This is a genomic window from Streptomyces sp. NPDC053432 (assembly GCF_055585365.1).
On sequence record NZ_JBVJKF010000001.1, the window covers coordinates 626,387 to 645,906 of the forward strand.

Here is a 19,520-nt window from a genome sequence, read left to right on the forward strand (position 1 = left end):
GGGTTCACCTCGTGTCCGGTCGGGTGGGGCGGGCCGGTGCGGACGAACGGCGCCGGCCGTGGCGGGGGCCGTGGCGGGGGCCGTCACCGTGCGGCCGGTCGCCACGGGATCGGCCGCCGCGGGACCGGCCGCCGCGCAGGAAGCCGCGGGGCCTGTCGCCGCTGTCGGTGCCGCGCAGGAAGCCGCGGCCGGCCAGTACGCACAGCGTGTAGCCGGCCAGGGCGAGCGTGCCGGCTGCCGCGAGCGCGAGGGGGCCGTCGCCGAGCAGGCGCTCCACGCCCAGGATGGTCGCGGCCATCACGGCGCCGCCGAGGAAGGGCCACGCGCACGCCTTCGCGACCCAGCCGACGCCGATGCCGCCGCGGCTGAGGGCGTACAGGAACACGGGCACCACCAGGCCGCCGGCGACCAGGACATGGGCCTGGGAGGCTCCGACGATGCCGTTCAGCCGGGCGCCGGCGAGGAGCACCGGGACCAGGGCCAGCAGCCACAGGCCCTGCACCAGGAAGAGCGACCGGCGCTGCCCGACCGCGATCAGGCAGTCGTAGGCGAGTTCGCTGCCGATGCGGATCAGGCCGAGGGCCATCAGCCAGGGGAGGGCCGGCGCGGCGGCGGTCCACTGGCTCCCGTAGATCAGCTCGATGGCCGGCGCCGCGAAGCCGGCCAGCAGGACGCACAGCGGGACGGTGCCGGTGATCACCACGCCCAGGGCGCGGCTGAAGCCCTGGGCGAGCGCCTGCGGCGACTCGGCCAGGCGGGAGAAGCCGGCGAAGGCGACCCTCCGGGCGGCCTCGGAGATGATCCGCACGGGCCAGCCGGAGATGTTGAAGGCGAGGACGTAGAAGCCGAGGGCCACGTTGCCCACCGTCGCGCCGACCAGCATGGTGTCGACGTTGACCACCGCGAGGGCCAGCAGGCTCGCCCCCGCCAGCGGAAGCCCGAACCTCAGGAGCTCCCGGGCCTGCCCGCGGTCCCAGCCGTACTTCAGGGTGCCCGGTGCGGCCAGGCAGCAGCCGATCAGCGTCACGGTGTTCCCCGCCACGGCCCCCCAGGCGAAGCTCATCGCGCCCCGGCCCGCGAAGGCCAGCAGCAGCGTCACCGAGGTGCTGACCACGAAGTTGAGTCCGTCGATGACCATCCGCTTGCCCTGGGCGAACTCACGGGTGAGGAACTGGCCGGGCACCGCGGCCACCCCGCCGATCAGCACGCACAGGCACATCACCCGCAGGACGCCAACGGCGTCCGGCGAGCCGAGCAGGCCCGCCACCGTCGGCGCGGCCGCGAACAGCGCCACGTACAGCACGCCGCTGGAGAGGGTGCTGAGGGTGAGGACGGTCGGCGCGAACCGCCGCGGGTCCCCCTCCCAGCGCACGATGGCCAGGCTCACGCCCAGCTCGTTCGCGGACAGCAGGACCAGCAGCACGGTCTGCGCGACGCCGTACACGCCCCATTCCGCGGGGCCCAGCGCGAAGCGTGCCAGCACGATGCCGGTCGCGAAGTTGCCCAGGCGCAGGACCAGGGTGTTGATCAGGCTCCACCGGGCGGCCGAACGGACCTTCCGGCCGAGGGAGGGCGCGACGGCGGCTGCGGGCGGCGGCTGGACGGGGGCTCCGCCCGGCGCACCGGTCTCACTGTCCGGTGTGCGGACGGTGTCCATGGGTCGGCTCCTCGTCGAGCGGCTCGGCGGTGGTCGGCGCGGCCATGGCGGGCGTCGGCGCCGCGGGCCGCGCGGCCGCCGGCCCGTCCTGGCCGGACCGCGCCCAGGAGGGCGGCCGCCGGATGCCGAGCGTCCGTTCCACGGCCGGTTCCTCGCTCCGGGAGGCGGGGGCGGCCGGGAGCTCCTGCGGCTCGGGGGCCTGCGCCTCCGGCCCGTCCCCCTGGTCCTCGCCGGGATCGGGGCGGTGCCTGCCGGGGCCGCGCCGCTTGCGGGCCTCCACGAAGAAGGTGGCGACCAGGCTGAGTACGAAGCCCAGCGCGCACGCCATGACGAGGAACTGGATCCGGGACTTGGTCTGGGGCTCCGGCTCCTGGGGCGGCACGATCGTGGCCATCCTGATCATGGCCTCGGGCCGCACCGTCTGCTGGGCCTGGAACTCGTCCAGCCGCTTCTGGGCGTAGGCGGTGAGGATCTGGTCCGACTTGAGGACGGCCGCCCGGTCGGTTCCGGTGACGGTCAGCCACATGAAGGGGCCGAGGGCGTTGTCGGCGATCTTCGCCTCGTGCTTGCCGGTGAGGCCCATGGCCTTCAGGTCGGCGACGGCCCCGTCGGAGTTCAGGTTCCGCGCCAGGCCGTCGGCCATACCGGTGAGCGAGGTCTGGGTGCTCAGGAAGGGGTTGCCGTCGAAGGCCTCCGTGGCCTTCTTGGAGTTCAGCAGGGTCACCGTGCTCTGCGACTGGTACTCCACGGGGACGAGGAGGTGCACGGCGGCCGCCAGCGCCGCCGTGATCACCAGCCCGGGTATCAGTACGTACCAGCGCCTGCGCATGACCCGCCAGATTTCGGCGAGATCCAAGGTCTTCCCCTTCTCTGAACTGCGTGTCTACTGCGGGACGAGGTCGGTGGGCCGGGGCCGGGTGTGCCGGCTCCCGCCCTCCAGCAGGACCTCGGCGATGCGCTCGCTCGCCCGGCCGTCCCAGAGCTCGGGGCAGCGGGGCGCGGGCGGATCGTCGAGTACCCGGTTCACGGTGGCCACGACGCGTCCGGGGTCCGTGCCCGCGAGGACGTTGGTCCCCTGCTCGACCGTGACGGGGCGCTCGGTGTTCTCCCGCAGGGTCACGCAGGGCACACCCAGCGCGGTGGTCTCCTCCTGGACGCCTCCGGAGTCGGTGAGCACCAGGCGGGCGGCGTCCTGCAGGGCGATGAAGTCGAGGTATCCGGCAGCCGGTACGAGCGTGATGCCGCCGGGTACGCCCAGTTCGGCCAGCCGCTCGGCGGCCCTCGGGTGCACGGGCAGCAGCAGCGGGCAGCGGTCCGCGATCTCGCCCAGGGCCTTGAGCAGGCCCGCCAGGGCCGCGGGGTCGTCGACGTTGGCCGGCCGGTGCAGGGTGACGAGGCCGTATCCGCCCCGGGTCAGGCCGTGGCGGTCGAGTACGTCCGAGCGCCGGGCCCGCTCCAGGTTGGCGAGGAGGGTGTCGATCATGACGTTGCCGACGACGTGGATCTGGTCCTCCCGGTAGCCCTCGGCCCGTAGGTTGGCGGCGGCGTCGGGCGAGGGGGCCAGCAGGTAGTCGCTGAGCCGGTCGGTGGCGACCCGGTTGACCTCCTCGGGCATGGACCAGTCGCGGCTGCGCAGGCCCGCTTCCACGTGGGCCAGGAGCGGGCCGGCCTTCGCCGTCACCAGGGCGCAGGCCAGCGTGGAGTTGATGTCGCCGACCACCACCACGGCGTCCGGGGCGAGTTCGTCCACCAGCGGTTCGAACGCGGCCATCACCCGGCCGGTCTGCTCGGCGTGGGTGCCGGATCCGGCGCCGAGGTACCGGTCGGGCCGGCGGATGCCGAGGTCGCGGAAGAAGACGTCGTTCATGGACTCGTCGTAGTGCTGGCCGGTGTGGACCAGGATCACCTCGGCGCCGCGGCGCTCCAGTGCGTCCATCACCGGTTTGATCTTCATGTAGTTGGGTCGCGCTCCGGCGACGCAGATGATCCGCTTCGGGCTGCCCACGGCTCAGAGCACCTCCACGTTGGGTCCCGACAGCCGGTTGCGGCAGTCCAGTACGTACGAGGCGTGCTCGCCGATCAGCTTGTAGTCGAAGGAGTCGTGGTCGGTGAGCAGGACGACGACGTCGGCGTTGGCGATCTCCTTGCGGGTGGGTTCGACGCGGACCAGCCGCGCGTCCACCGCGATGCTCTCGACCACGTGCGGGTCGGCGGCCCGCACCTTGGCGCCCATGTCGACGAGGAGCTGGGAGATCCGCACCGCGGGCGATTCGCGGGCGTCGCCGGTGTTCTTCTTGTAGGCGAGGCCGAGCAGCAGGACCCGGGAGCCGTTGACGGACCGGCGTTTGGTGTTGAGGGCGTCGATGACGCGCCGTGCCACGTATTCGGGCATGTGGCTGTTGATGTCGTTGGCGAGTTCGACGAACCGGAAGTTCTGGCCGAGTTCGCGCTGGACCCGCCAGGACAGGTACGAGGGGTCGATGGGCAGGCAGTGGCCGCCGACGCCCGGGCCGGGGGTGAACTTCATGAAGCCGAAGGGCTTGCTGGAGGCCGCTTCGATGGCCTGCCACACATCGATGTCGAGGTGCCGGGCGAACATCGCGATCTCGTTGACCAGGGCGATGTTGACGTGCCGGAAGGTGTTCTCCAGCAGTTTGGCCAGCTCGGCCTCCTTGGGGGAGCTCACCGGCACGGTGGTGTCGACGAGTTCCCCGTAGAAGGCCTCGACGGCCTTGAGCGAGGCCGCGTCGACGCCCGAGACCACCTTGGGGGTCTGCTGGAAGCCCCAGACGGTGTTGCCGGGGTCGATGCGTTCGGGGCTGTAGCCGAGGTGGAAGTCGGCGCCCGCGGCGAGCCCGGAGCCGTCCTCCAGGATCGGGGCGAACAGCTCCTCGGTGGTGCCCGGATAGGTGGTGGACTCCAGGACGACCGTGGCGCCCGGGCGCAGGAAGCGGGCCAGCGTGCGGGCCGACTCCTCGATGTAGCGCAGGTCGGGCGTGCCTTCCCGGAGGGGGGTGGGGACGGTGACGACGGCGACGTCGAAACCGCCGCAGTCCCGGGCGAGTTCGCTGGGGCGGTAGGTGCCGCGCTCCAGTGCGCGGGCGATCCGTTCGGAGGTGACGTCCTCCACGAAGGACTCACCGGCGGCGAGGCTCTTGACCCGCCGGGAGTCCACGTCGTAACCGATCACCTGGTGGCCGACCTCGGCGGCCCGGATGGCGAGCGGGAGACCGACGTATCCCTGTCCCACGACGACGACGCGCATCAGTGACTCCTGTTCGCAAGGCCGGCAGGCGGTGTGCGGCGGACGAGTTCCCGGGCCGTCATGGCGAGGAAGGCGGCGTTGGTGGTGAAGTAGCGCTTGGCGAGCCGGCGGGGCTCCTGGAGGGTGCGGTAGAACCATTCGAGCCCCATCCGCTGCCAGACCAGCGGGGCCCGCTTGGTGATGCCGGCGAGGATGTCGAAGGAGCCGCCGACGCCGTGCACGACGTGGGCGCCGGTGCGCTTTCCGTATCCGGCGGTGAAGATCTCCTTCTTGGGCGACGTCATGCCGAGGAACAGCAGCCCGGCACGGCTGCCGGCGACGGCGTCGGCGATCGACTCCTGGTCGGAGTCGTCGAAGTAGCCGTTGCGGCTGCCGGCGACGTACAGCTTCGGGAACCGCTCGGCGATCTGCCGGAGCATCCGCTCCAGCACGTCCTGCCTGGCCCCGAGCAGGTAGACGGGGATGTCCGCCACCTCGGCCGCGGCGAGCAGCCGCATGAACAGGTCGATGCCCGCGACCCGTTCGGGCAGCCGGACGCCCAGGACCCGGCCGGCCCAGACCACGGCCTGGCCGTCGGCCAGGACGAGGTCGCAGCCGGACACGGCCTCGGCGAGGAGGGGGTCGCGCCGCATGTTGACGAGCTTCGCGGCGTTGACCATGCCGATCTCGATCTGCTCGCCGCGCCGCACGGCGTCCAGACAGCGCTGGACGGTCTCGTCCATGGTCAGGGGGTCGACTCCGACCCCGAACAGGAACTGTCGTCCGGTCATCTGGGCCCCCCGAGCCAAGCGAACAGCATCCAGCCGAACTCGTACGGACGGCACTCGCGGTCCACCGCGAGTGGCCGGAAGAGCCCGTCCAGGGGTGCGAGCCGGATGCGCGGGGCGACCCGGGTGGTCAGTCCGCGGGCGGCCCGGACCGCCTTCTTCGGGTCTCCGCGGTAGACCTTGCGCCAGGTGACGCCGAGCTCCTCGCGGATCATCGGCTCGCGCGGGGTGCCGGCGGGTCCCGCGATCTCGGGGACCTCCGTCATCCAGCGCAGCCCGCGGCGGATCTCCGCGCCGAAGTCCGTCCCGCCCGCCTCGGCCAGGTCGAAGAGGGCGGTCGGGGCCATCGCGTGCTGGTGGACGCTGTAGACGGGGTAGCCCTCGACGACCGTGCCGTGCCGGGCGTCGTAGTGCCACCACCACTGCCCGCCGTCGCCCTGCAGGGCGCAGATGCGGGCGGCGCAGGCGTCGGCGGCGGCGAGGGCCTCGCCGTCCCCGTCGCTCGCGTGCAGCCGGGCCAGGGCCTGGAGCGGATACGTCTGGTCGGCGAAGCAGGCCACGTGGGACCGGTAGCCGGGCACCAGCCCCGGCGCGGTGGCGTGCGGGAAGAGCGGGCTGTCCGCGGCCCTGGCCGCGAGCAGGCGGTCGCGGGCGGCCGGAATCCGGTCCTCCACGTCCACCGCGGCGCGGGCGGCCGCGAGGGCGGAGAGCACCCAGGCCGCCTCGACCGTGTACTGCGGCCGTCCCGGCACGTCCAGCGCGGCCACCCGGTCCAGGGCGTCGGCCAGCTTGGCGTGGCCGGTCTCGGCGGCCGCCCAGGCGATGAGCGCGGCGTCGCCGAGGTTGACCACCCCGGGCAGCCGCTGCACGAGCAGTCCCGTGAACTCCTCGGCGGTGCGCCCGCCGAAGAGGGCGCGCTGGCGCTCCTCGGGCAGGAACCGGGCCCCGAGCGCGGTGATCGCCGCGTACCGGGTGCTGGTCCCCCGCTGCTCCAGCCCGCGGGAGCCGTCGGGCGACACCCTGCCCACCCGGGTGAACACGAAGGTCTCCTCCCCGGCCAGGTACATCGCGGGCAGGCCCGACTCGGCCAGTGCGAGCAGCCGCCGCGCGAGGGCGTGCAGTGCCGGGTCGTCGTGAGCCAGTGCTCCTAATCGTTTGGTGGTCATCGGGTCCCCACCCCGACTTCCCGGGTGCTCCCCGCACCCCGCATGTCCGAGCCGCAACGCTCCAACACACCTATCCCCTCTGCTCGCTCGGCGGAGGGGGATCGTGCATGACGACGTCCCGGCCCGAGGCGTCGTGCGCCGTGGCCGGAACCGTCCGGCGGCTGCGTCTGGAACCCCCCAGCGATGCCGACGGACCGGGGCACGCGGATCGGCAGTGTCCCGTCGGGCGCGTTGGCGCCGCGCCCGGACATGACACTGCCCCGGTGCCTCGTCGTGTACAACCCCCCACTGAGCATGGCCTGTTGCCTGCTCAGATCCCGTTGTGCAGGGACACGGTATGCCCACGGATGTTCGTTGATTGTGGTTTTGAGGAAATGCCGTTGCCTCAAATTGCCGACATGTCGTCAGACGGACTCGGCCAGCGCGCCGTCCTTCTCCGCGTACAGCGCGCCGGTGCGCGGGCACTCCCAGACGCCCGGCTTCCCCTCGGCCTCCACCAGGCGGACTCCGGCCTTCCCCACCCAGCCGATCCTGCGGGCCGGCACCCCGGCCACGAGCGCGAAGTCGGCCACGTCCCGGGAGACCACGGCCCCGGCCGCGACCAGGGCCCAGCGTCCGATCCGCACCCCGGCCACACAGACGGACCGGGCCCCCAGCGAGGCGCCCTCGGCCACCACCACGCCGGCGGCCTCCCAGTCGCCGTCCCGCTTGAGCCTGCCGTCGGGGTCGACGGCGCGCGGGTAGAAGTCGTTGGTGAGCACGGCCGCCGGGCCGATGAACACGCCGTCGCCGAGTACGGCCGGCTCGTAGACGAGAGCGTGGTTCTGCAGCTTGACGTGGTCGCCGATGCGTACGCCGGGCCCGACGTAGGCCCCGCGCCCCACGATGCAGCCGCGCCCGAGCCTGGCCTGCTCCCGTATCTGTGCCAGATCCCAGATGGCGGTCCCCTCGCCGACCTCGGCCGTCTCGTCGACCTGGGCGGTGGGTTGTATGCGGACGCTCACGGTGCGCTCCCCTTACGTTCGCGAGGCCTGACGGAACCACGGACCTCCGTGCGGAGCATATGCGCCGCCGCTCCACCGCACCCGTGGATCAACCCACTGTTGTACAAAGCGACTTGCGGGCTCGGTGCGGGGCCGTCCGGACCGGTGCGCGGCTCGCCCCGGCCCCGACGTAGGGTTCTTGACCAGCGGATTCACCGGACGACCGAGCAAGGCGAGGGCAGTTCATGACATACCGACGCGCGGCGCTACCGGCACTGGCCGGAGGGCTGGTGATCACGGCGCTGCTCTGGTGGGCCGGGGCGAGCGCCCAGGCGCTGCACCTGCCGGGCACCAACGGCGTGTTCGGCGCCGGGGTCTCCGCCGAGCTCGACCGCTGGCTGGTCCCGTGGGCGTACGAGCCCACCCCGGCCCTGCCGCTCGGTGAGGCCGCGCAGCCGGGCGGGGCGGGCGGCGGCTACCGCTCCCTGTACACGACGGCCGCGCAGATACGCTTCGCCGCGCTCTTCGCCTTCTTCGTACCCGGCGCGCTGCTCCTGGTGCGCCGCCTGCCGCCCGTGCAGGGCCGGACGACGGCTTCGCTGCTCGCGGTGTGGGCCTGGGGGCTGGTGGCCGGGATGCTGGCCATGGCCGTGTCGGCGCCCTGGCTGATCGCCTCCCTGGGGCACGGCAGCTACCGGTTCCTGCCCCAGCTGTCGAGCGTGATCGCCTCGGGGCGGCAGATGCCGGTGGTGGCCGCCCTGGTGGCGGCGGCGGTGACCGTGCTCGTGGCGCGCGTGGCCAAGGGGTCCGGTCCGGTGCCGCAGAACATCGTCCCCGAGCGCGCCACCCGGCTGGCCGCCACGGTCGGCACGGCGGTGATCGCGGTGTCGCTGGTCGTCCTCTCGTACCAGCCGGTCGCGGCGGAGATCCAGATGTTCTCCCCGTTCGGCGGGCTCTTCTCCGAGCCGGGGGAACTCCTGCGCCAGTGGCTCCTGCTGGGCGGCTGGGACCTCCCGGCGGCCGGGGGCGTCGGCGGCTGGCTGCTGTACCGGGCGGCCGACGTGCTGCTGCTCGCCGTGGTGTGGGTCTCGCTGCGCCGGCTGCCCGTGCTGCTCACCCGCACCACCCTGCCGGCGATGGCGCTGGGTGCGGTGGGCGCGACGGTCCTGGGCCTGCTGGCGAGCCAGCTGCTGCGGATCGCGCTGGACGGCTCGGGCGCGCCGTACGGCGTGCCGGGGCTGTTCGCCGGTCTCGGCGGCGGCATTCCCGCCGCCCTGCTCTTCGGCCTGGCGGCGGGCGCCGCGGCCACCGTGGCGCTGCGCGGGGCGGTGGGCCGCGCCGAGGCCGCGGGGGTCGCGGGCGCCCGGCCGGCCCCGTCCGGGTCCTGAGGGGACCGGGCGTCAGCCCGCGGCGGCCCGCTCCAGGACTTCCAGCACCGTGTCCCGGAAGAGCGTCGTCTTGTAGCCGGTCTGCGGCAGGGGGCGGCAGCGGGTGAGGACCGTCGCGGCCGCCTCGGCGAGGAGTCCGGGGGTGGCCTCGCGCCCGGTCAGGGCGGCCTCCACCTCCGTCAGGCGCAGCGGGACGCGGGCCACGCCACCCGCGGCCACGGCGGCGTGGGTGACCGTGGCGCCGTCGAGGACGAGCCGGGCGGTGGCTTCGACGAGGGGCCACTCGGCGTGGGCCCGGCTGATGGACCGGTGGTGGGCGGCGCGTTCGCCCGGGAGGGGGGCGGGCAGCCGGACCGCGGTGAGGACGCGGTCGGGCGGCAGCAGGTGGTCCGCCTGGAAGAGCAGGTCGCCGTCCCCGTACAGGTCGGCGACGCCGCGCGGGGATTCGCCGTGGACCTCGGCCTCGGCGTCGTAGACGAGCAGGGCCGCCGCGAGGGTGGACGGGTGCGGGGTGATGCACGGCCCGTCGCCGCTGACCACGCCGAAGTGGTGGTCGCCCTGCTGGGCGGGGCAGTCGGCGCCGCCCTTCTGGAAGCAGCTGACGTGCGGGTTGCGGTAGTACCAGCAGCGGTTGCGCTGGAGCAGGTTGCCGCCCAGGGTCCCGGCGGCGCGGATCTGCGGGGTCGCCGCGGTCCCGGCCGCGAGTGCCAGGCCGGGCCAGCCGGCGCGCACCTGCGGATCGGCGGCGAGTTCGGCAAGGGTGGTCAGGGCGCCGATCCGCAGCCCTCCGCCGGGCAGCGGGGTGCAGCCGCGCAGGCCGGCCGCGCCGCCGAGGTCGGTGAACGGGCCCGGGGAGAGGCCGCTGCGCTGCCGGGCGGTGGTGTCGGTGCCGCCGGCGCGCAGCTCGCCGCCACGGGTGCGGACGGCGGCCGACAGGTCGGTGAGGGCGGGTTCGGTGGTCACGTACCCAGTCCTTCCAGGAGCCGGTCGGGGCGGATGGGCAGGTCGTACGGGCGCCAGCCGGTGGCGTCGTGGACCGCGTTGGCCAGGCACGCCGCGGTGGGCAGGGTCGCGATCTCACCGAGGCCGACTCCGCCGCCGGGGACGTGTTCGAAGCCCTCCTCGTGGAAGTGGACGGTGATCTCGGGGGTGTCGCCGATGCCGGGGAGGCGGTAGTCCTCCAGGTTGTCGGTCAGCACCCGCCCGGTGACGGGGTCGACGCGCCGCTCCTCGAACAGCGCGTAGCCGATGCCCTGGACCACGGCGCCCTCGCACTGGTTGCGGGCCAGCATGTCTTCGTGGATGCGGCCGGCGGCGATGCCGCTCCACAGCCGCAGCGGGCGGATCCGGCCGAGCCGGGTGTCCACCTCGACCTCGGCGACCTGGACCGATCCGGTGAAGCCCCGGCCGATCGCGACACCGCCCATGGTCATGCCGAAGGGGGTCACGAAGCCGCGGTGGTCGCGGGGGCGTCTGCCGGTGGCCCGTACGCCGTGCGCCGTGTCCAGCCGGGCGGCGACGTCGCCCCCGCCGAGCGCTTCGCGCAGCCGGGCGGCGGCCTCCGCGGCGGCGGGCGCCAGGGAGGGCGTGGTGCGGCTGCCTCCGGAGGTGGGGCCGTGGGCGGTGTCGCTGGCGCCGATCTCGGCGCGCACCCGCCCCAGGGGGAGGCCGAGTTCCTCGGCCACGACCCGGCGCAGGACGCTCCGTGCGCCGGTACCGATGTCCTGTACGGCGCAGCGGGCGACGACGGCGCCGTCCTCGACGGTGAGCTCGACCTCGGTGGCGGGGTCGAGGAAGTAGAGCCAGTTGGCGGCCGCGACGCCGACGCCCCGGCGGAAGCGTCCGGTGCCGCCCCGGGGGCCGGCCCAGAACGGCAGGGCCCGGGCGAGGTCGTAGAGGGCGTGCCTCTTGGGGTTGCCGTCCCAGCGGCGGCGCAGGGCGATCGGCTCCTCGCCGAGGCGGTGGGCCATCTCGTCGACTGCTTGCTCCAGGGCCCAGCACAGCGGGGGTCCGCCCGGGCCCCGGAAGGGGGCTCCCGGCGGCCGGTTCGTGACGACGTCGAAGTCGCGGAGCCGACGCGGGGCCTTGCCGTACATGAACCGGGCCTGGGCGGCCACGGAGGCGCCGACGGAGATCCCGCCGTCGCTGTCGGCGTCCATGGCCAGCGCGCTCAGGTCGCCGGCCTCGTCCGCGACCATCGCGACCCGGATGCGGGTGCCGGGCCGGTATCCGCCGTCGGTGAGCTCCTCGTCACGGTCGAGCACCACCCGTACGGGGGCGTCGTGCAGCCGGGCCAGCTCCACCGCGGCGACCACGTCGGTGGTCAGCCCCATCTTGCAGCCGAAGCCGCCGCCCACGTGGACGGCCTTCGCCACCACCCGTTCGACGGGCACGTCCCAGCGTTCGGCGGCCTCCTCGGCGACGTGCTTGAGGGACTGTGTGGACACCTCCAGGTGGAGGGTGCCGTCGACCCACTGGGCCAGGCAGGCGTGCGGTTCGAGCGGGGTGTGGGTCTGCGCGGCGGTGGTGAACTCGCCTTCGACGACCCGTTCGGGGTTCCGGCCGCGGGCCTCGGTGATGCGGCGCACGGCCGTGGCGGGGCGCTTGCTCATGGCGGAGGGGCCGCGCAGGTTGCCGCGCCAGCGGGCGGGCAGCAGCTGGGGGGTCTCGCCTGAACCGGGCGCCCGCTTGCGGGCCGCCTTGTCCTCGTGGACCACCGGGCCCTCCCCGGCCCGGGCCCGGCGTACGTCCAGGGCCGCCGGCAGCACCTCGTAGTCGACGGTGACCCGTGCCGCGGCCTCCCGGGCCGCCGACCGGGAGGCCGCCGCGACCGCCGCGACCGGCTGGCCGACGTACCGCACCACACCGTCGGGAGGCAGCAGCGGCACGAGCGGCACGCCCCCGGCCTCCAGGGACCGTACGCGGGCGTGCGCGTGGGGGGAGCGGATGATCACCCCCTCCAGCAGGCCCTCGGGGCGCAGGTCCGTGGTGTAGCGGGCCGAGCCGTCGATCTTCGCCGGGGCCTCGGCGCGCGGTACGGCCCGCTCCTCCCCGTCGGCCGGCTCGTCGTCGTACTCGCCCGCGCAGGCCGCGGCCACGGCGCTGTGGATCCCCTCGTACGCGCCGCACCGGCACAGGTGGCCCGCCAGCGCGTCCGCCACCGCCTCGCGTCCCGGCCGGGCGGTGCCGTGCTCGGCGCGCCAGCGGTCGTGGAACGCGGCCGCCTCGACGACGAACCCCGGGGTGCAGTAGCCGCACTGGAGGGCGTCCTCGCCGGCGAAGGCGCGGGTCACGGGATGGCCGGCCAGGCCCTCGACGGTGGTGATGCGGCGGCCTTCGAGTGCGACCGCCGGGGTCAGGCAGGACACCCGGGGCTCGCCGTCGACCTGGATCGTGCAGGCTCCGCACACGCCGCCCGCGCAGACCAGTTTGGTGCCGGTCAGTCCCAGCCGTTCGCGCACCACCTCGGCGGCGGCGGGGTCGTCGTGCACGTCCACCTCGCGCCGGGCGCCGTTGACCTCGAACTCCACGAGACGTACTCCTCAGCCGTGGGGTGGCGACCGCCGGGGCCCGCGCTCACCTTCACGTCCTTGATATCCCGCTTCCGGGGGCGGCGCAGTTCGGCGCGGGCCGCCCCTTGCGCGTCACGGGCCCGGGTCGCGGTGCGTCGGGGTGCCGTCGGGCACCGTGAGCGGCACGGGCGGCCGGGGCAGGCCGGTGGCGGCGGTGGTGAGGGGGTCTTCGGCCAGGACGGTGAGGTCGGCGCGGTTTCCGGCCGCGATCCGCCCGGCCCCGTGCTCCCCGCCCGCCGTACGGCCCGCGCCGACGGTCACGCCGTGGGCACGCGGGGCCGTCTGAACGGCGGGGCCACCGGGGCGTGTCCGGTGGCCCCGCCGGGCTCTGCGCTACGGGCCGGTCAGCCCAGCAGGCCCTTCATCCGGTCGATCTCGGCGGTCTGCGAGGTGATGATCGCGTCGGCCATGGCCTTGGCCTCCGGGAAGCCCCCGTCGGCCTTCTCGGTGCGGGCCATCGCCACCGCGCCGTCGTGGTGCTTGATCATCAGCTGCATGAAGGCGGTGTCGAAGGCCTTGCCGGACGCCTTCTTCAGCTGCTCCATCTCCTCGGCCGTCATCATTCCGCCCGTACCGCCCGTACCGCCCGTGCCGTGCGCGGAGTGGTCCATGGCGCCTTCGGCGGGCACCTGCTCGCCCCAGGAGGTCAGCCACCCGGAGAGGGTCCTGATCTCCGGGTCCTGGGCCTTCTTGATCTGCTCGGCGAGCTGCTTGACCTCGGCCGACTCGGCGCGGGAGGGGGCGAGCTCCGCCATCTCCACGGCCTGCCGGTGGTGCGGGATCATCCCCTGGGCGAAGGCCGTGTCGGCGGCGTTGTGCCGCCCCTGCGCGGCGGACGCCGAAGCGGGGGCGGAGGCCGGGGCCGACGGGCTCTGGGCGCCGTGGCCGCCGTGCCCGGCGGTGTCGTCCTTGTTCGCCCCGCAGGCGGCGAGGACGAGCGAGGCGGTGGCCACCGCCACGACGGCGGCGGTACGGCGGATGAGGGAACGGTTCGTGCTCATGGTGGTGCGACTCCTTGTGCGGGATCGGGGGTGCGACGGAGCGCGGCGGCCCGTGGGGGCGGCCGGCGCGGGTCGTCCTAGATCCGCAGGAGCTGCAGTTCGGCCAGGTCGGGCGGGGCCCGTCCGCTCCGCGCCGACGCCGTGGCGACGCCGTGGGGCGCCTCGGGCGCGGACACCGCGCCGTCGCGGGCGGCGGCCGGGGCGGGCGGTGCGTACGGGGTGCCGATGCCGGTCGCCGCGCAGGTGGCGTCGGCGTGGTGCGTGTGGTCCGGTCCGCCGGCGGTGTGGGAGCAGCCCTCGGCCGCACGCGCCGCGGGCCGGTGGCCGTCATGGTGGGCCGGGGCCATGACGGGGCCGGCGGCCGTCGCGTGCGCGCGCACGGAGGCGGGCGCGGGGCCCAGACCGTGCATGGCCAGCACACCGGCCAGCACCGCGAGCACGAGCAGCACGAGGCCGCGCCCTGGCGGGCGGCGGCGCGGCGGCTGCACGCGGGAGATCATGGAGGCATCGTACGGAACCATCCGCGCCGATGCCCCACCGGGGTATCCGTTCGGGTGCCGGCTTGCGCATCGGCCCCGGAGGGAGTTGCGTGGGTTCTGTCTCCCCTGGACGGGGGTGAGCCGAGGTGTTCTTCACCGATCGCGCCGACGCGGGTCGGCGGCTGGCCGCGGCGCTGCGGCATCTGGCGACGGAGGATCCCGTCGTCCTCGGGCTGCCCCGGGGCGGGGTTCCCGTGGCCTTCGAGGTGGCGCGGGAGCTCGGCGCCCCGCTCGATGTGATCGTGGTGCGCAAGCTCGGCGTCCCCTATCACCGGGAACTGGGCTTCGGGGCCATCGGCGAGGGCGGCGTACGCATCATCAGCGAGGACATCGTCCGCCAGGCCCGGGTGGCCCGTGAGGACGTCGAGGCGGTCGAGCGGGCCGCGCAGGAGGCGCTGGGACGGCAGGCGCACCACCTGCGCGAGGGCCGGCCGCGGCTTCCCCTCACCGGACGCACCGCGATCGTCGTGGACGACGGGATCGCGACGGGTGCCACGGCCGCCGCCGCCTGCGAGGTCGTGCGCGCGCAGGGCGCCTCCCGGGTGGTGCTCGCCGCTCCGGTGGCTCCGCCGGACGCGGTGGCGTGGCTGCGGACCGAGGCGGACGAGGTGGTGTGCCTGTCGACGCCGCGCGCCTTCCGGGCCGTCGGCGAGTGGTACCAGGACTTCTCGCAGACCGCCGACGAGGAGGTCGTCGCGCTGCTCGCCGAGGCCGCCGCGGGGACCGCGCCCGCCCCACGCACCACCGGGAGCAAAGTGCCGGTGGAGGTGGAGGTCGACGCGGGCGCGCTGCGGCTGGCCGGCGACCTCGTCCTGCCGGGGGGCACCGGCGGCGCCGGAGCGGTGGTGATGTTCGCGCACGGCTCCGGCAGCAGCCGGCACAGCCCCCGCAACCGCGCGGTGGCGCACGTGCTGAACCGGGCGGGCCTGGGCACCCTGCTCTTCGACCTGCTCACGCCCGCCGAGGAGTCCGACCGGTCGAACGTATTCGCCGTCGAGCCCCTGGCCCGGCGGCTGTCGGACGCGACGCGCTGGCTGCGGAGCGGGTACGCGCCCGCGTCCGTCGGCTACTTCGGCGCCAGTACGGGAGCCGCGGCGGCACTGGTGGCCGCGGCGGACCCGGCGGCGGACATCGGCGCGGTGGTCTCCCGCGGCGGCCGCCCCGACCTGGCGGGGCCCCGCCTGGGCGAGGTACGGGCCCCCACCCTGCTCGTCGTGGGCGGCCGCGACACGACGGTGCTGGAGCTGAACCGGCAGGCGCAGGCGGAGCTGCGCTGCGAGAACCGGCTCGACGTCGTCCCGGGCGCCACGCACCTCTTCGAGGAGCCGGGAACCCTCGACGAGGCCGCGGAACTGGCGCGGGAGTGGTTCACCCGCCACCTGAGCGCATAGCGGACCCGCGCCCGGACCGAACGGCGGCGAACGCAGGCGGTCGAACGCAGGCGGTCGAACGCAGGCGGTCGAACGCCGCAAGATAACAGCCTTTGCCGGACCCGCCCGAATGTTTATCCAAGGGTGATGGTCCACGCGCGGTGGCACCACGAGTGGCCTAGCGTCCCGTGACACCCACGGAGCGAGGAGGCACTGTGCTGTCACTGCGGTGGCGATCCATCAACAGCCTGTCGGTGGCCGCGCGGCACACGATCGCGAACGGCATCGTCATCACCGCCCTTGCCGTCACACTGATGGCGCTGCTGGTGCCCGTACAGGGCTTCGGCGACCGGGCCCCGGCCGGGGCGGCGGCCGCGCTGCCGGCGGCCGACGACGACGGCGCCGGGACCATGAGCACGGCGTACGGACCGTTGACCGCCGCGGACCGGGACTTCGTCCGCAAGGTCCGGCTGGCCGGGCTGTGGGAGCTTCCCGCGGGCCGCCAGGCCCAGCAGCGCGGGACGCGCCCCGCGGTGCGCACGGCCGGGGAGCATCTCGTCGAGGGCCACACCGAGCTGGACCAGCAGGTCATCCGCGTCGGTCAGGCCCTCGGTGTCGATCTGCCCAACCAGCCCAGCACACAGCAGCAGGAATGGCTGAGCCAGTTGACGCAGGCTCAAGGGGACGCCTACGAGCGGCTGTTCGTCCAGCTCTTGCGGCGCGCGCACGGGAAGGTCTTCGCGCTGCTGGCCGGGATACGGGCGCAGACCCGCAACTCCATGGTCCGCGCCCTGGCCACATCGGCCAACACCACGGTCCTGGACCACATCACGGTCCTGGAGGAGAGCGGTCTGGTCGACTTCGACGCGCTCTCGGACGCGGCCGCGGCCCCGGCGCCGGTTCCCTCTTCCCCCGCGCTGTCCTCCCCCGCTCCTCCGATCCCATCGAGGAAGAAGTGATCGCATGAGTCGACAGGGCCATGAACGCCGCCGCCCGTCGGGCAAACTGGCGGCCTTGATCTCCGTGCTGGTGCTGGGCGCCGGCGGGGTGGCCGCCGTCGCCGGCAACGCCTCCGCGGGCCAGGACGGCGGGCGGGCGCAGCAGTTGACGTCCACGATCGACTGCCCCGACGTCGGGGAACGGCTCACCAGCGTCCCCGACCAGGCGAAGGCCGAGGTCGACGAAAGCCTCGCCGAACTGGACGGACAGGTGGCCGACGCCTACCGGCGGCTCGCCGCGGGCGAGGCGCAGGCCACGGGGAAGGGGGAAGCACAGGGCGAGGCGCTCCTCGGCGAGCTCCGCGCGAAGCGCGGCACGACCATCGGCCGGATGGCCGACGCGATCGGCCGGTCCGCGGCCCGTCCGCAGGAGCTCACGGCCCTGAGCGGGTGCCGGATGGTGAAGGCGCCCGTGGAGGACACGGCGGCCGAGGGGCCCGACTTCGCCCGCAAGAGCGGTCCGGCGCGCAGCGACTTCGTGTCCATCACCAAGGTCCGGCCCAACGTACGCACTCCCGCGCCCTCGGCGGACGCCTCCAAGGGCTCCTTCAGCTCGCGGTGCGGCCGCAACGAGAACGAGCACTTCAACCCGGACAACGTGATCGTGGCGCCGGGCGTCTCCAACGGCGCCCACCACATGCACGACTACGTCGGCAACGTGTCCACGAACGCCTTCTCCACCAACAACAGCCTCGCCGCCGCCGGCACCACCTGCGGCAACGGCGACCAGTCCAGCTACTACTGGCCGGTGCTGCGGCTGCGCGACGGGAAGGCCGAGCAGGACGCGAAGGCTCCCGGCGGCGGCCAGGACGGCAACGTCGGCACCATCCTGCGCCCCAAGCAGGTCACCATCACCTTCCAGGGCAGTCCCGTCGGCAAGGTCACGGCCATGCCCCGGTTCCTGCGGATCATCACGGGCGACGCGAAGGCCTTCACCAACGGCACGGCCAACGCCAACGCCTCGTGGAGCTGCACCGGTTTCGAGGACCGCCAGCTGAAGGACAAGTACCCGGTCTGCCCCAAGGGCAGCGACGTGGTCCGCACCTTCACCTTCCAGAGCTGCTGGGACGGGCGGAACACCGACAGCGCCAACCACCGTACGCACATGGCCTTCACGGACCGGGCCGGCCGCTGCCCGAAGGGCTTCACCGCCGTGCCGCAGCTGGTCCAGCGCATCACGTACGGCGTCGCGCCGGGCGCCCGGTTCGCCGTGGACAGCTTCCCCGAGCAACTGCACAAGCCGGTGACCGACCACGGCGACTTCATCAACGTGATGTCGCCCGGGCTGATGGCCCGGGCCGTGGACTGCGTCAACTCCGGCCGCAGCTGCCGCTGAGCCCCCGCACCGGGCGCCCCCCTCCCCTACCGCCGCGCCCGGTCCGGGAAAAGGTGCCGGCCCGAAGCCTCAGGCTTCGGGCCGGCACCGCGTTTCCCCTCCTCTGACCGGGGTGTCCTACAGGCCGTTGACCCGGGCCATCCGGCCGACGACGACGGGGGTGAAGTCGGCCGTGACCACGCGCGCCGCCCTGCGGCTGACCCGCGAGTGCTGGCGGCGCACCTGGGCCATCAGCCGGCGGCTGCGCAGGGCCATCTCCAGTTCGAACCGGGTCCGGGGGTCCCGCAGTCCGGTGCCGAACAGCTTCTCCAGCTGGCGCATGCGGTACCGGACGGTCTGGGGGTGCACGCTGAGGGCCTTGGCGGCCTCGGGCGCCCCGCCGCCTTCCAGCCACGCCAGCAGGGTCACCTCCAGCCGCTCGCTCTGGCGGGGGGTCAGGTCCGCGAGCGGGCGCAGCCAGCGCGCGGCGAGCGCGTGGGCCAGGGGTTCGTCCTGGAGCAGCAGCAGGGTGGAGAGGTGGTCGTCCACGAAGACGGTCCGGGCTTCGAGGCCGCCGCGGACGGGGGTGAGGGCGAGCAGGCGCAGCGCCCAGCGCAGAGAGGAGGCGGCATCGCGCAGGGGTACGGAGTGGCCGACGGCGGCGCAGCGGCCGCGCAGCGCGAGTTCCAGGGGGGTGCGGGCGTCCGGGTCGGCGGTCGGGACCAGGAGGCACGGACGGCCCGCGAACACGCCGGCGAGGGCGTCGTCGTGCAGGGCCGCCAGCTGCTGCGTGTCGGCGGGGGTGGCGAGCGCGATGGCCCGTACGGCCGTGGGGAGGGGCCAGTCGGCGGCCTGGGCCAGCTCGGAGAGGGAACTCTCCGATGCGGCGCGGCCGTCGGTGAGGGCGTTGAAGAGGTCGTGCCGTGCCTGGTCGGCTACGCGTCCGTGCTCCGGTTCGGGCTCGGCTTCGACGGCGGGCACGGGCACGGGCACGCGTATCGGAACGGGACCGGCCCCGGGTATGGACGCGGGCGCGGGCGCGGCCCCGTGCAGGGGTTCCGCGTCGGTGCCGGGTTCCTGGTCGGTGCCGGGTTCCTGGTCGGTGCCGGCTTCCGCGTCGGCCTCGGCCGGGTCGCGGTAGCCGAGGGTGGTAAGGAGCGCCTCCTCCACCTTCTGTCTGAGCAGTTCGTCGTCAATGGCATCGTTGTCATCGACAAGGGCGGATAGTTCCGGATTGGCATGCAGAAGTTCCTCCACTATCTCGGCCGCCAGGGCGGGGAGCTCCCGGCGCAGGACACGGGTCCACTCGCCGCGCGGGCGGGACCAGATGCGGTTCAGAAGTTCGCACATCGTTACCTCGATCGTGCCGGTGAGGTCTTGACGAAGGGGAGTCTTCCGGTCTTGTTCGATGCGCCGGAGACGCGGTGCGAGAAATTATCACGGTTGGATAAATCCTGTGGAGGTGCTGCACAGGTCCACGATGCTTCTGCACTCCGACC

At 74.1% G+C, this 19,520-nt stretch carries 17 protein-coding genes; 4 read left to right on the forward strand and 13 right to left on the reverse strand.

What is annotated here, in order from left to right:
- Window positions 1-4: 4 nt before the first annotated feature.
- The 7 genes from ACZ6Y1_RS02760 to ACZ6Y1_RS02790 all read right to left on the reverse strand — a co-directional run bounded on the left by ACZ6Y1_RS02760 (window position 5) and on the right by ACZ6Y1_RS02790 (window position 7,859).
- Window positions 5-1,657, reverse strand: coding sequence for an oligosaccharide flippase family protein (locus ACZ6Y1_RS02760; protein WP_469621511.1), 1,653 nt, complete (start codon window positions 1,655-1,657; stop codon window positions 5-7).
- Complete coding sequence (locus ACZ6Y1_RS02765; RefSeq protein WP_469621514.1) at window positions 1,629-2,513, reverse strand: Wzz/FepE/Etk N-terminal domain-containing protein; 885 nt, start codon at window positions 2,511-2,513, stop codon at window positions 1,629-1,631. The genes ACZ6Y1_RS02760 and ACZ6Y1_RS02765 overlap by 29 nt, the downstream gene beginning before the upstream one ends.
- 27 nt (window positions 2,514-2,540) lie before the next feature.
- Window positions 2,541-3,662 carry a non-hydrolyzing UDP-N-acetylglucosamine 2-epimerase gene (gene wecB / locus ACZ6Y1_RS02770; protein ID WP_469621517.1) on the reverse strand — a complete coding sequence of 374 codons (1,122 nt, stop codon included), beginning with the start codon at window positions 3,660-3,662 and terminating at the stop codon, window positions 2,541-2,543.
- 3 nt (window positions 3,663-3,665) lie between these two features.
- Window positions 3,666-4,922: a nucleotide sugar dehydrogenase gene (locus ACZ6Y1_RS02775; protein ID WP_469621520.1), complete on the reverse strand. Its 1,257-nt coding sequence runs from the start codon at window positions 4,920-4,922 to the stop codon at window positions 3,666-3,668.
- Entirely contained in the window at window positions 4,922-5,692 is a 771-nt protein-coding gene (locus ACZ6Y1_RS02780) for a WecB/TagA/CpsF family glycosyltransferase (RefSeq protein ID WP_469621523.1), read from the reverse strand. Before ACZ6Y1_RS02780 ends, ACZ6Y1_RS02775 begins: the two co-directional genes overlap by 1 nt.
- On the reverse strand, window positions 5,689-6,855 hold the full coding sequence (locus ACZ6Y1_RS02785) for a hypothetical protein (protein ID WP_469621527.1): 1,167 nt from the start codon (window positions 6,853-6,855) through the stop codon (window positions 5,689-5,691). Before ACZ6Y1_RS02785 ends, ACZ6Y1_RS02780 begins: the two co-directional genes overlap by 4 nt.
- A 404-nt stretch (window positions 6,856-7,259) precedes the next feature.
- Window positions 7,260-7,859, reverse strand: coding sequence for an acyltransferase (locus ACZ6Y1_RS02790; RefSeq protein ID WP_469621530.1), 600 nt, complete (start codon window positions 7,857-7,859; stop codon window positions 7,260-7,262).
- A gap of 224 nt (window positions 7,860-8,083) precedes the next feature.
- On the opposite strand from ACZ6Y1_RS02790, the gene ACZ6Y1_RS02795 reads away from it, so the two are divergent.
- Window positions 8,084-9,226 carry a hypothetical protein gene (locus tag ACZ6Y1_RS02795; RefSeq protein ID WP_469621532.1) on the forward strand — a complete coding sequence of 381 codons (1,143 nt, stop codon included), beginning with the start codon at window positions 8,084-8,086 and terminating at the stop codon, window positions 9,224-9,226.
- Window positions 9,227-9,238: 12 nt separating this feature from the next.
- On the opposite strand, the gene ACZ6Y1_RS02800 is transcribed toward ACZ6Y1_RS02795, so the two are convergent.
- The 5 genes from ACZ6Y1_RS02800 to ACZ6Y1_RS02820 all read right to left on the reverse strand — a co-directional run bounded on the left by ACZ6Y1_RS02800 (window position 9,239) and on the right by ACZ6Y1_RS02820 (window position 14,299).
- A complete protein-coding gene (locus ACZ6Y1_RS02800) occupies window positions 9,239-10,189 on the reverse strand; it encodes an FAD binding domain-containing protein (RefSeq protein WP_469621534.1) in 951 nt (316 codons plus the stop codon).
- Window positions 10,186-12,756 (reverse strand): molybdopterin-dependent oxidoreductase, encoded by a 2,571-nt coding sequence (locus ACZ6Y1_RS02805; RefSeq protein WP_469621538.1) that lies wholly within the window; start codon window positions 12,754-12,756, stop codon window positions 10,186-10,188. The genes ACZ6Y1_RS02800 and ACZ6Y1_RS02805 overlap by 4 nt, the downstream gene beginning before the upstream one ends.
- 114 nt (window positions 12,757-12,870) lie before the next feature.
- Window positions 12,871-13,059 carry a hypothetical protein gene (locus tag ACZ6Y1_RS02810; RefSeq protein WP_469621541.1) on the reverse strand — a complete coding sequence of 63 codons (189 nt, stop codon included), beginning with the start codon at window positions 13,057-13,059 and terminating at the stop codon, window positions 12,871-12,873.
- Window positions 13,060-13,142: 83 nt separating this feature from the next.
- Window positions 13,143-13,799: a DUF305 domain-containing protein gene (locus ACZ6Y1_RS02815; protein WP_469621544.1), complete on the reverse strand. Its 657-nt coding sequence runs from the start codon at window positions 13,797-13,799 to the stop codon at window positions 13,143-13,145.
- Window positions 13,800-13,876: 77 nt separating this feature from the next.
- Window positions 13,877-14,299, reverse strand: a complete 423-nt coding sequence (locus ACZ6Y1_RS02820) for a DUF6153 family protein (RefSeq protein WP_469621546.1) — start codon at window positions 14,297-14,299, stop codon at window positions 13,877-13,879.
- Window positions 14,300-14,424: 125 nt separating this feature from the next.
- Between ACZ6Y1_RS02820 and ACZ6Y1_RS02825 the strand changes: the two genes are divergently transcribed.
- From ACZ6Y1_RS02825 to ACZ6Y1_RS02835, 3 genes are all read left to right on the forward strand, one after another.
- Window positions 14,425-15,729: a phosphoribosyltransferase gene (locus tag ACZ6Y1_RS02825; RefSeq protein WP_469621549.1), complete on the forward strand. Its 1,305-nt coding sequence runs from the start codon at window positions 14,425-14,427 to the stop codon at window positions 15,727-15,729.
- 194 nt (window positions 15,730-15,923) lie between these two features.
- A complete protein-coding gene (locus tag ACZ6Y1_RS02830; RefSeq protein ID WP_469621555.1) occupies window positions 15,924-16,667 on the forward strand; it encodes a DUF4142 domain-containing protein in 744 nt (247 codons plus the stop codon).
- Window positions 16,668-16,671: 4 nt separating this feature from the next.
- On the forward strand, window positions 16,672-18,042 hold the full coding sequence (locus tag ACZ6Y1_RS02835) for a DUF1996 domain-containing protein (protein ID WP_469621558.1): 1,371 nt from the start codon (window positions 16,672-16,674) through the stop codon (window positions 18,040-18,042).
- Between the two features lie 117 nt (window positions 18,043-18,159).
- On the opposite strand, the gene ACZ6Y1_RS02840 is transcribed toward ACZ6Y1_RS02835, so the two are convergent.
- Window positions 18,160-19,371: a PucR family transcriptional regulator gene (locus ACZ6Y1_RS02840; RefSeq protein ID WP_469621562.1), complete on the reverse strand. Its 1,212-nt coding sequence runs from the start codon at window positions 19,369-19,371 to the stop codon at window positions 18,160-18,162.
- Window positions 19,372-19,520: the final 149 nt, after the last annotated feature.

Excerpts from the sequence above, each read along its gene's own strand:
- ACZ6Y1_RS02785 (WP_469621527.1), bottom strand. The coding sequence starts at position 6,855 with ATGACCACCAAACGATTAGGAGCACTGGCTCACGACGACCCGGCACTG.
- ACZ6Y1_RS02835 (WP_469621558.1), top strand. The coding sequence starts at position 16,672 with ATGAGTCGACAGGGCCATGAACGCCGCCGCCCGTCGGGCAAACTGGCG.
- ACZ6Y1_RS02760 (WP_469621511.1), bottom strand. The coding sequence starts at position 1,657 with ATGGACACCGTCCGCACACCGGACAGTGAGACCGGTGCGCCGGGCGGA.
- ACZ6Y1_RS02815 (WP_469621544.1), bottom strand. The coding sequence starts at position 13,799 with ATGAGCACGAACCGTTCCCTCATCCGCCGTACCGCCGCCGTCGTGGCG.
- ACZ6Y1_RS02795 (WP_469621532.1), top strand. The coding sequence starts at position 8,084 with ATGACATACCGACGCGCGGCGCTACCGGCACTGGCCGGAGGGCTGGTG.
- ACZ6Y1_RS02780 (WP_469621523.1), bottom strand. The coding sequence starts at position 5,692 with ATGACCGGACGACAGTTCCTGTTCGGGGTCGGAGTCGACCCCCTGACC.
- ACZ6Y1_RS02820 (WP_469621546.1), bottom strand. The coding sequence starts at position 14,299 with ATGATCTCCCGCGTGCAGCCGCCGCGCCGCCGCCCGCCAGGGCGCGGC.
- ACZ6Y1_RS02775 (WP_469621520.1), bottom strand. The coding sequence starts at position 4,922 with ATGCGCGTCGTCGTCGTGGGACAGGGATACGTCGGTCTCCCGCTCGCC.
- ACZ6Y1_RS02840 (WP_469621562.1), bottom strand. The coding sequence starts at position 19,371 with ATGTGCGAACTTCTGAACCGCATCTGGTCCCGCCCGCGCGGCGAGTGG.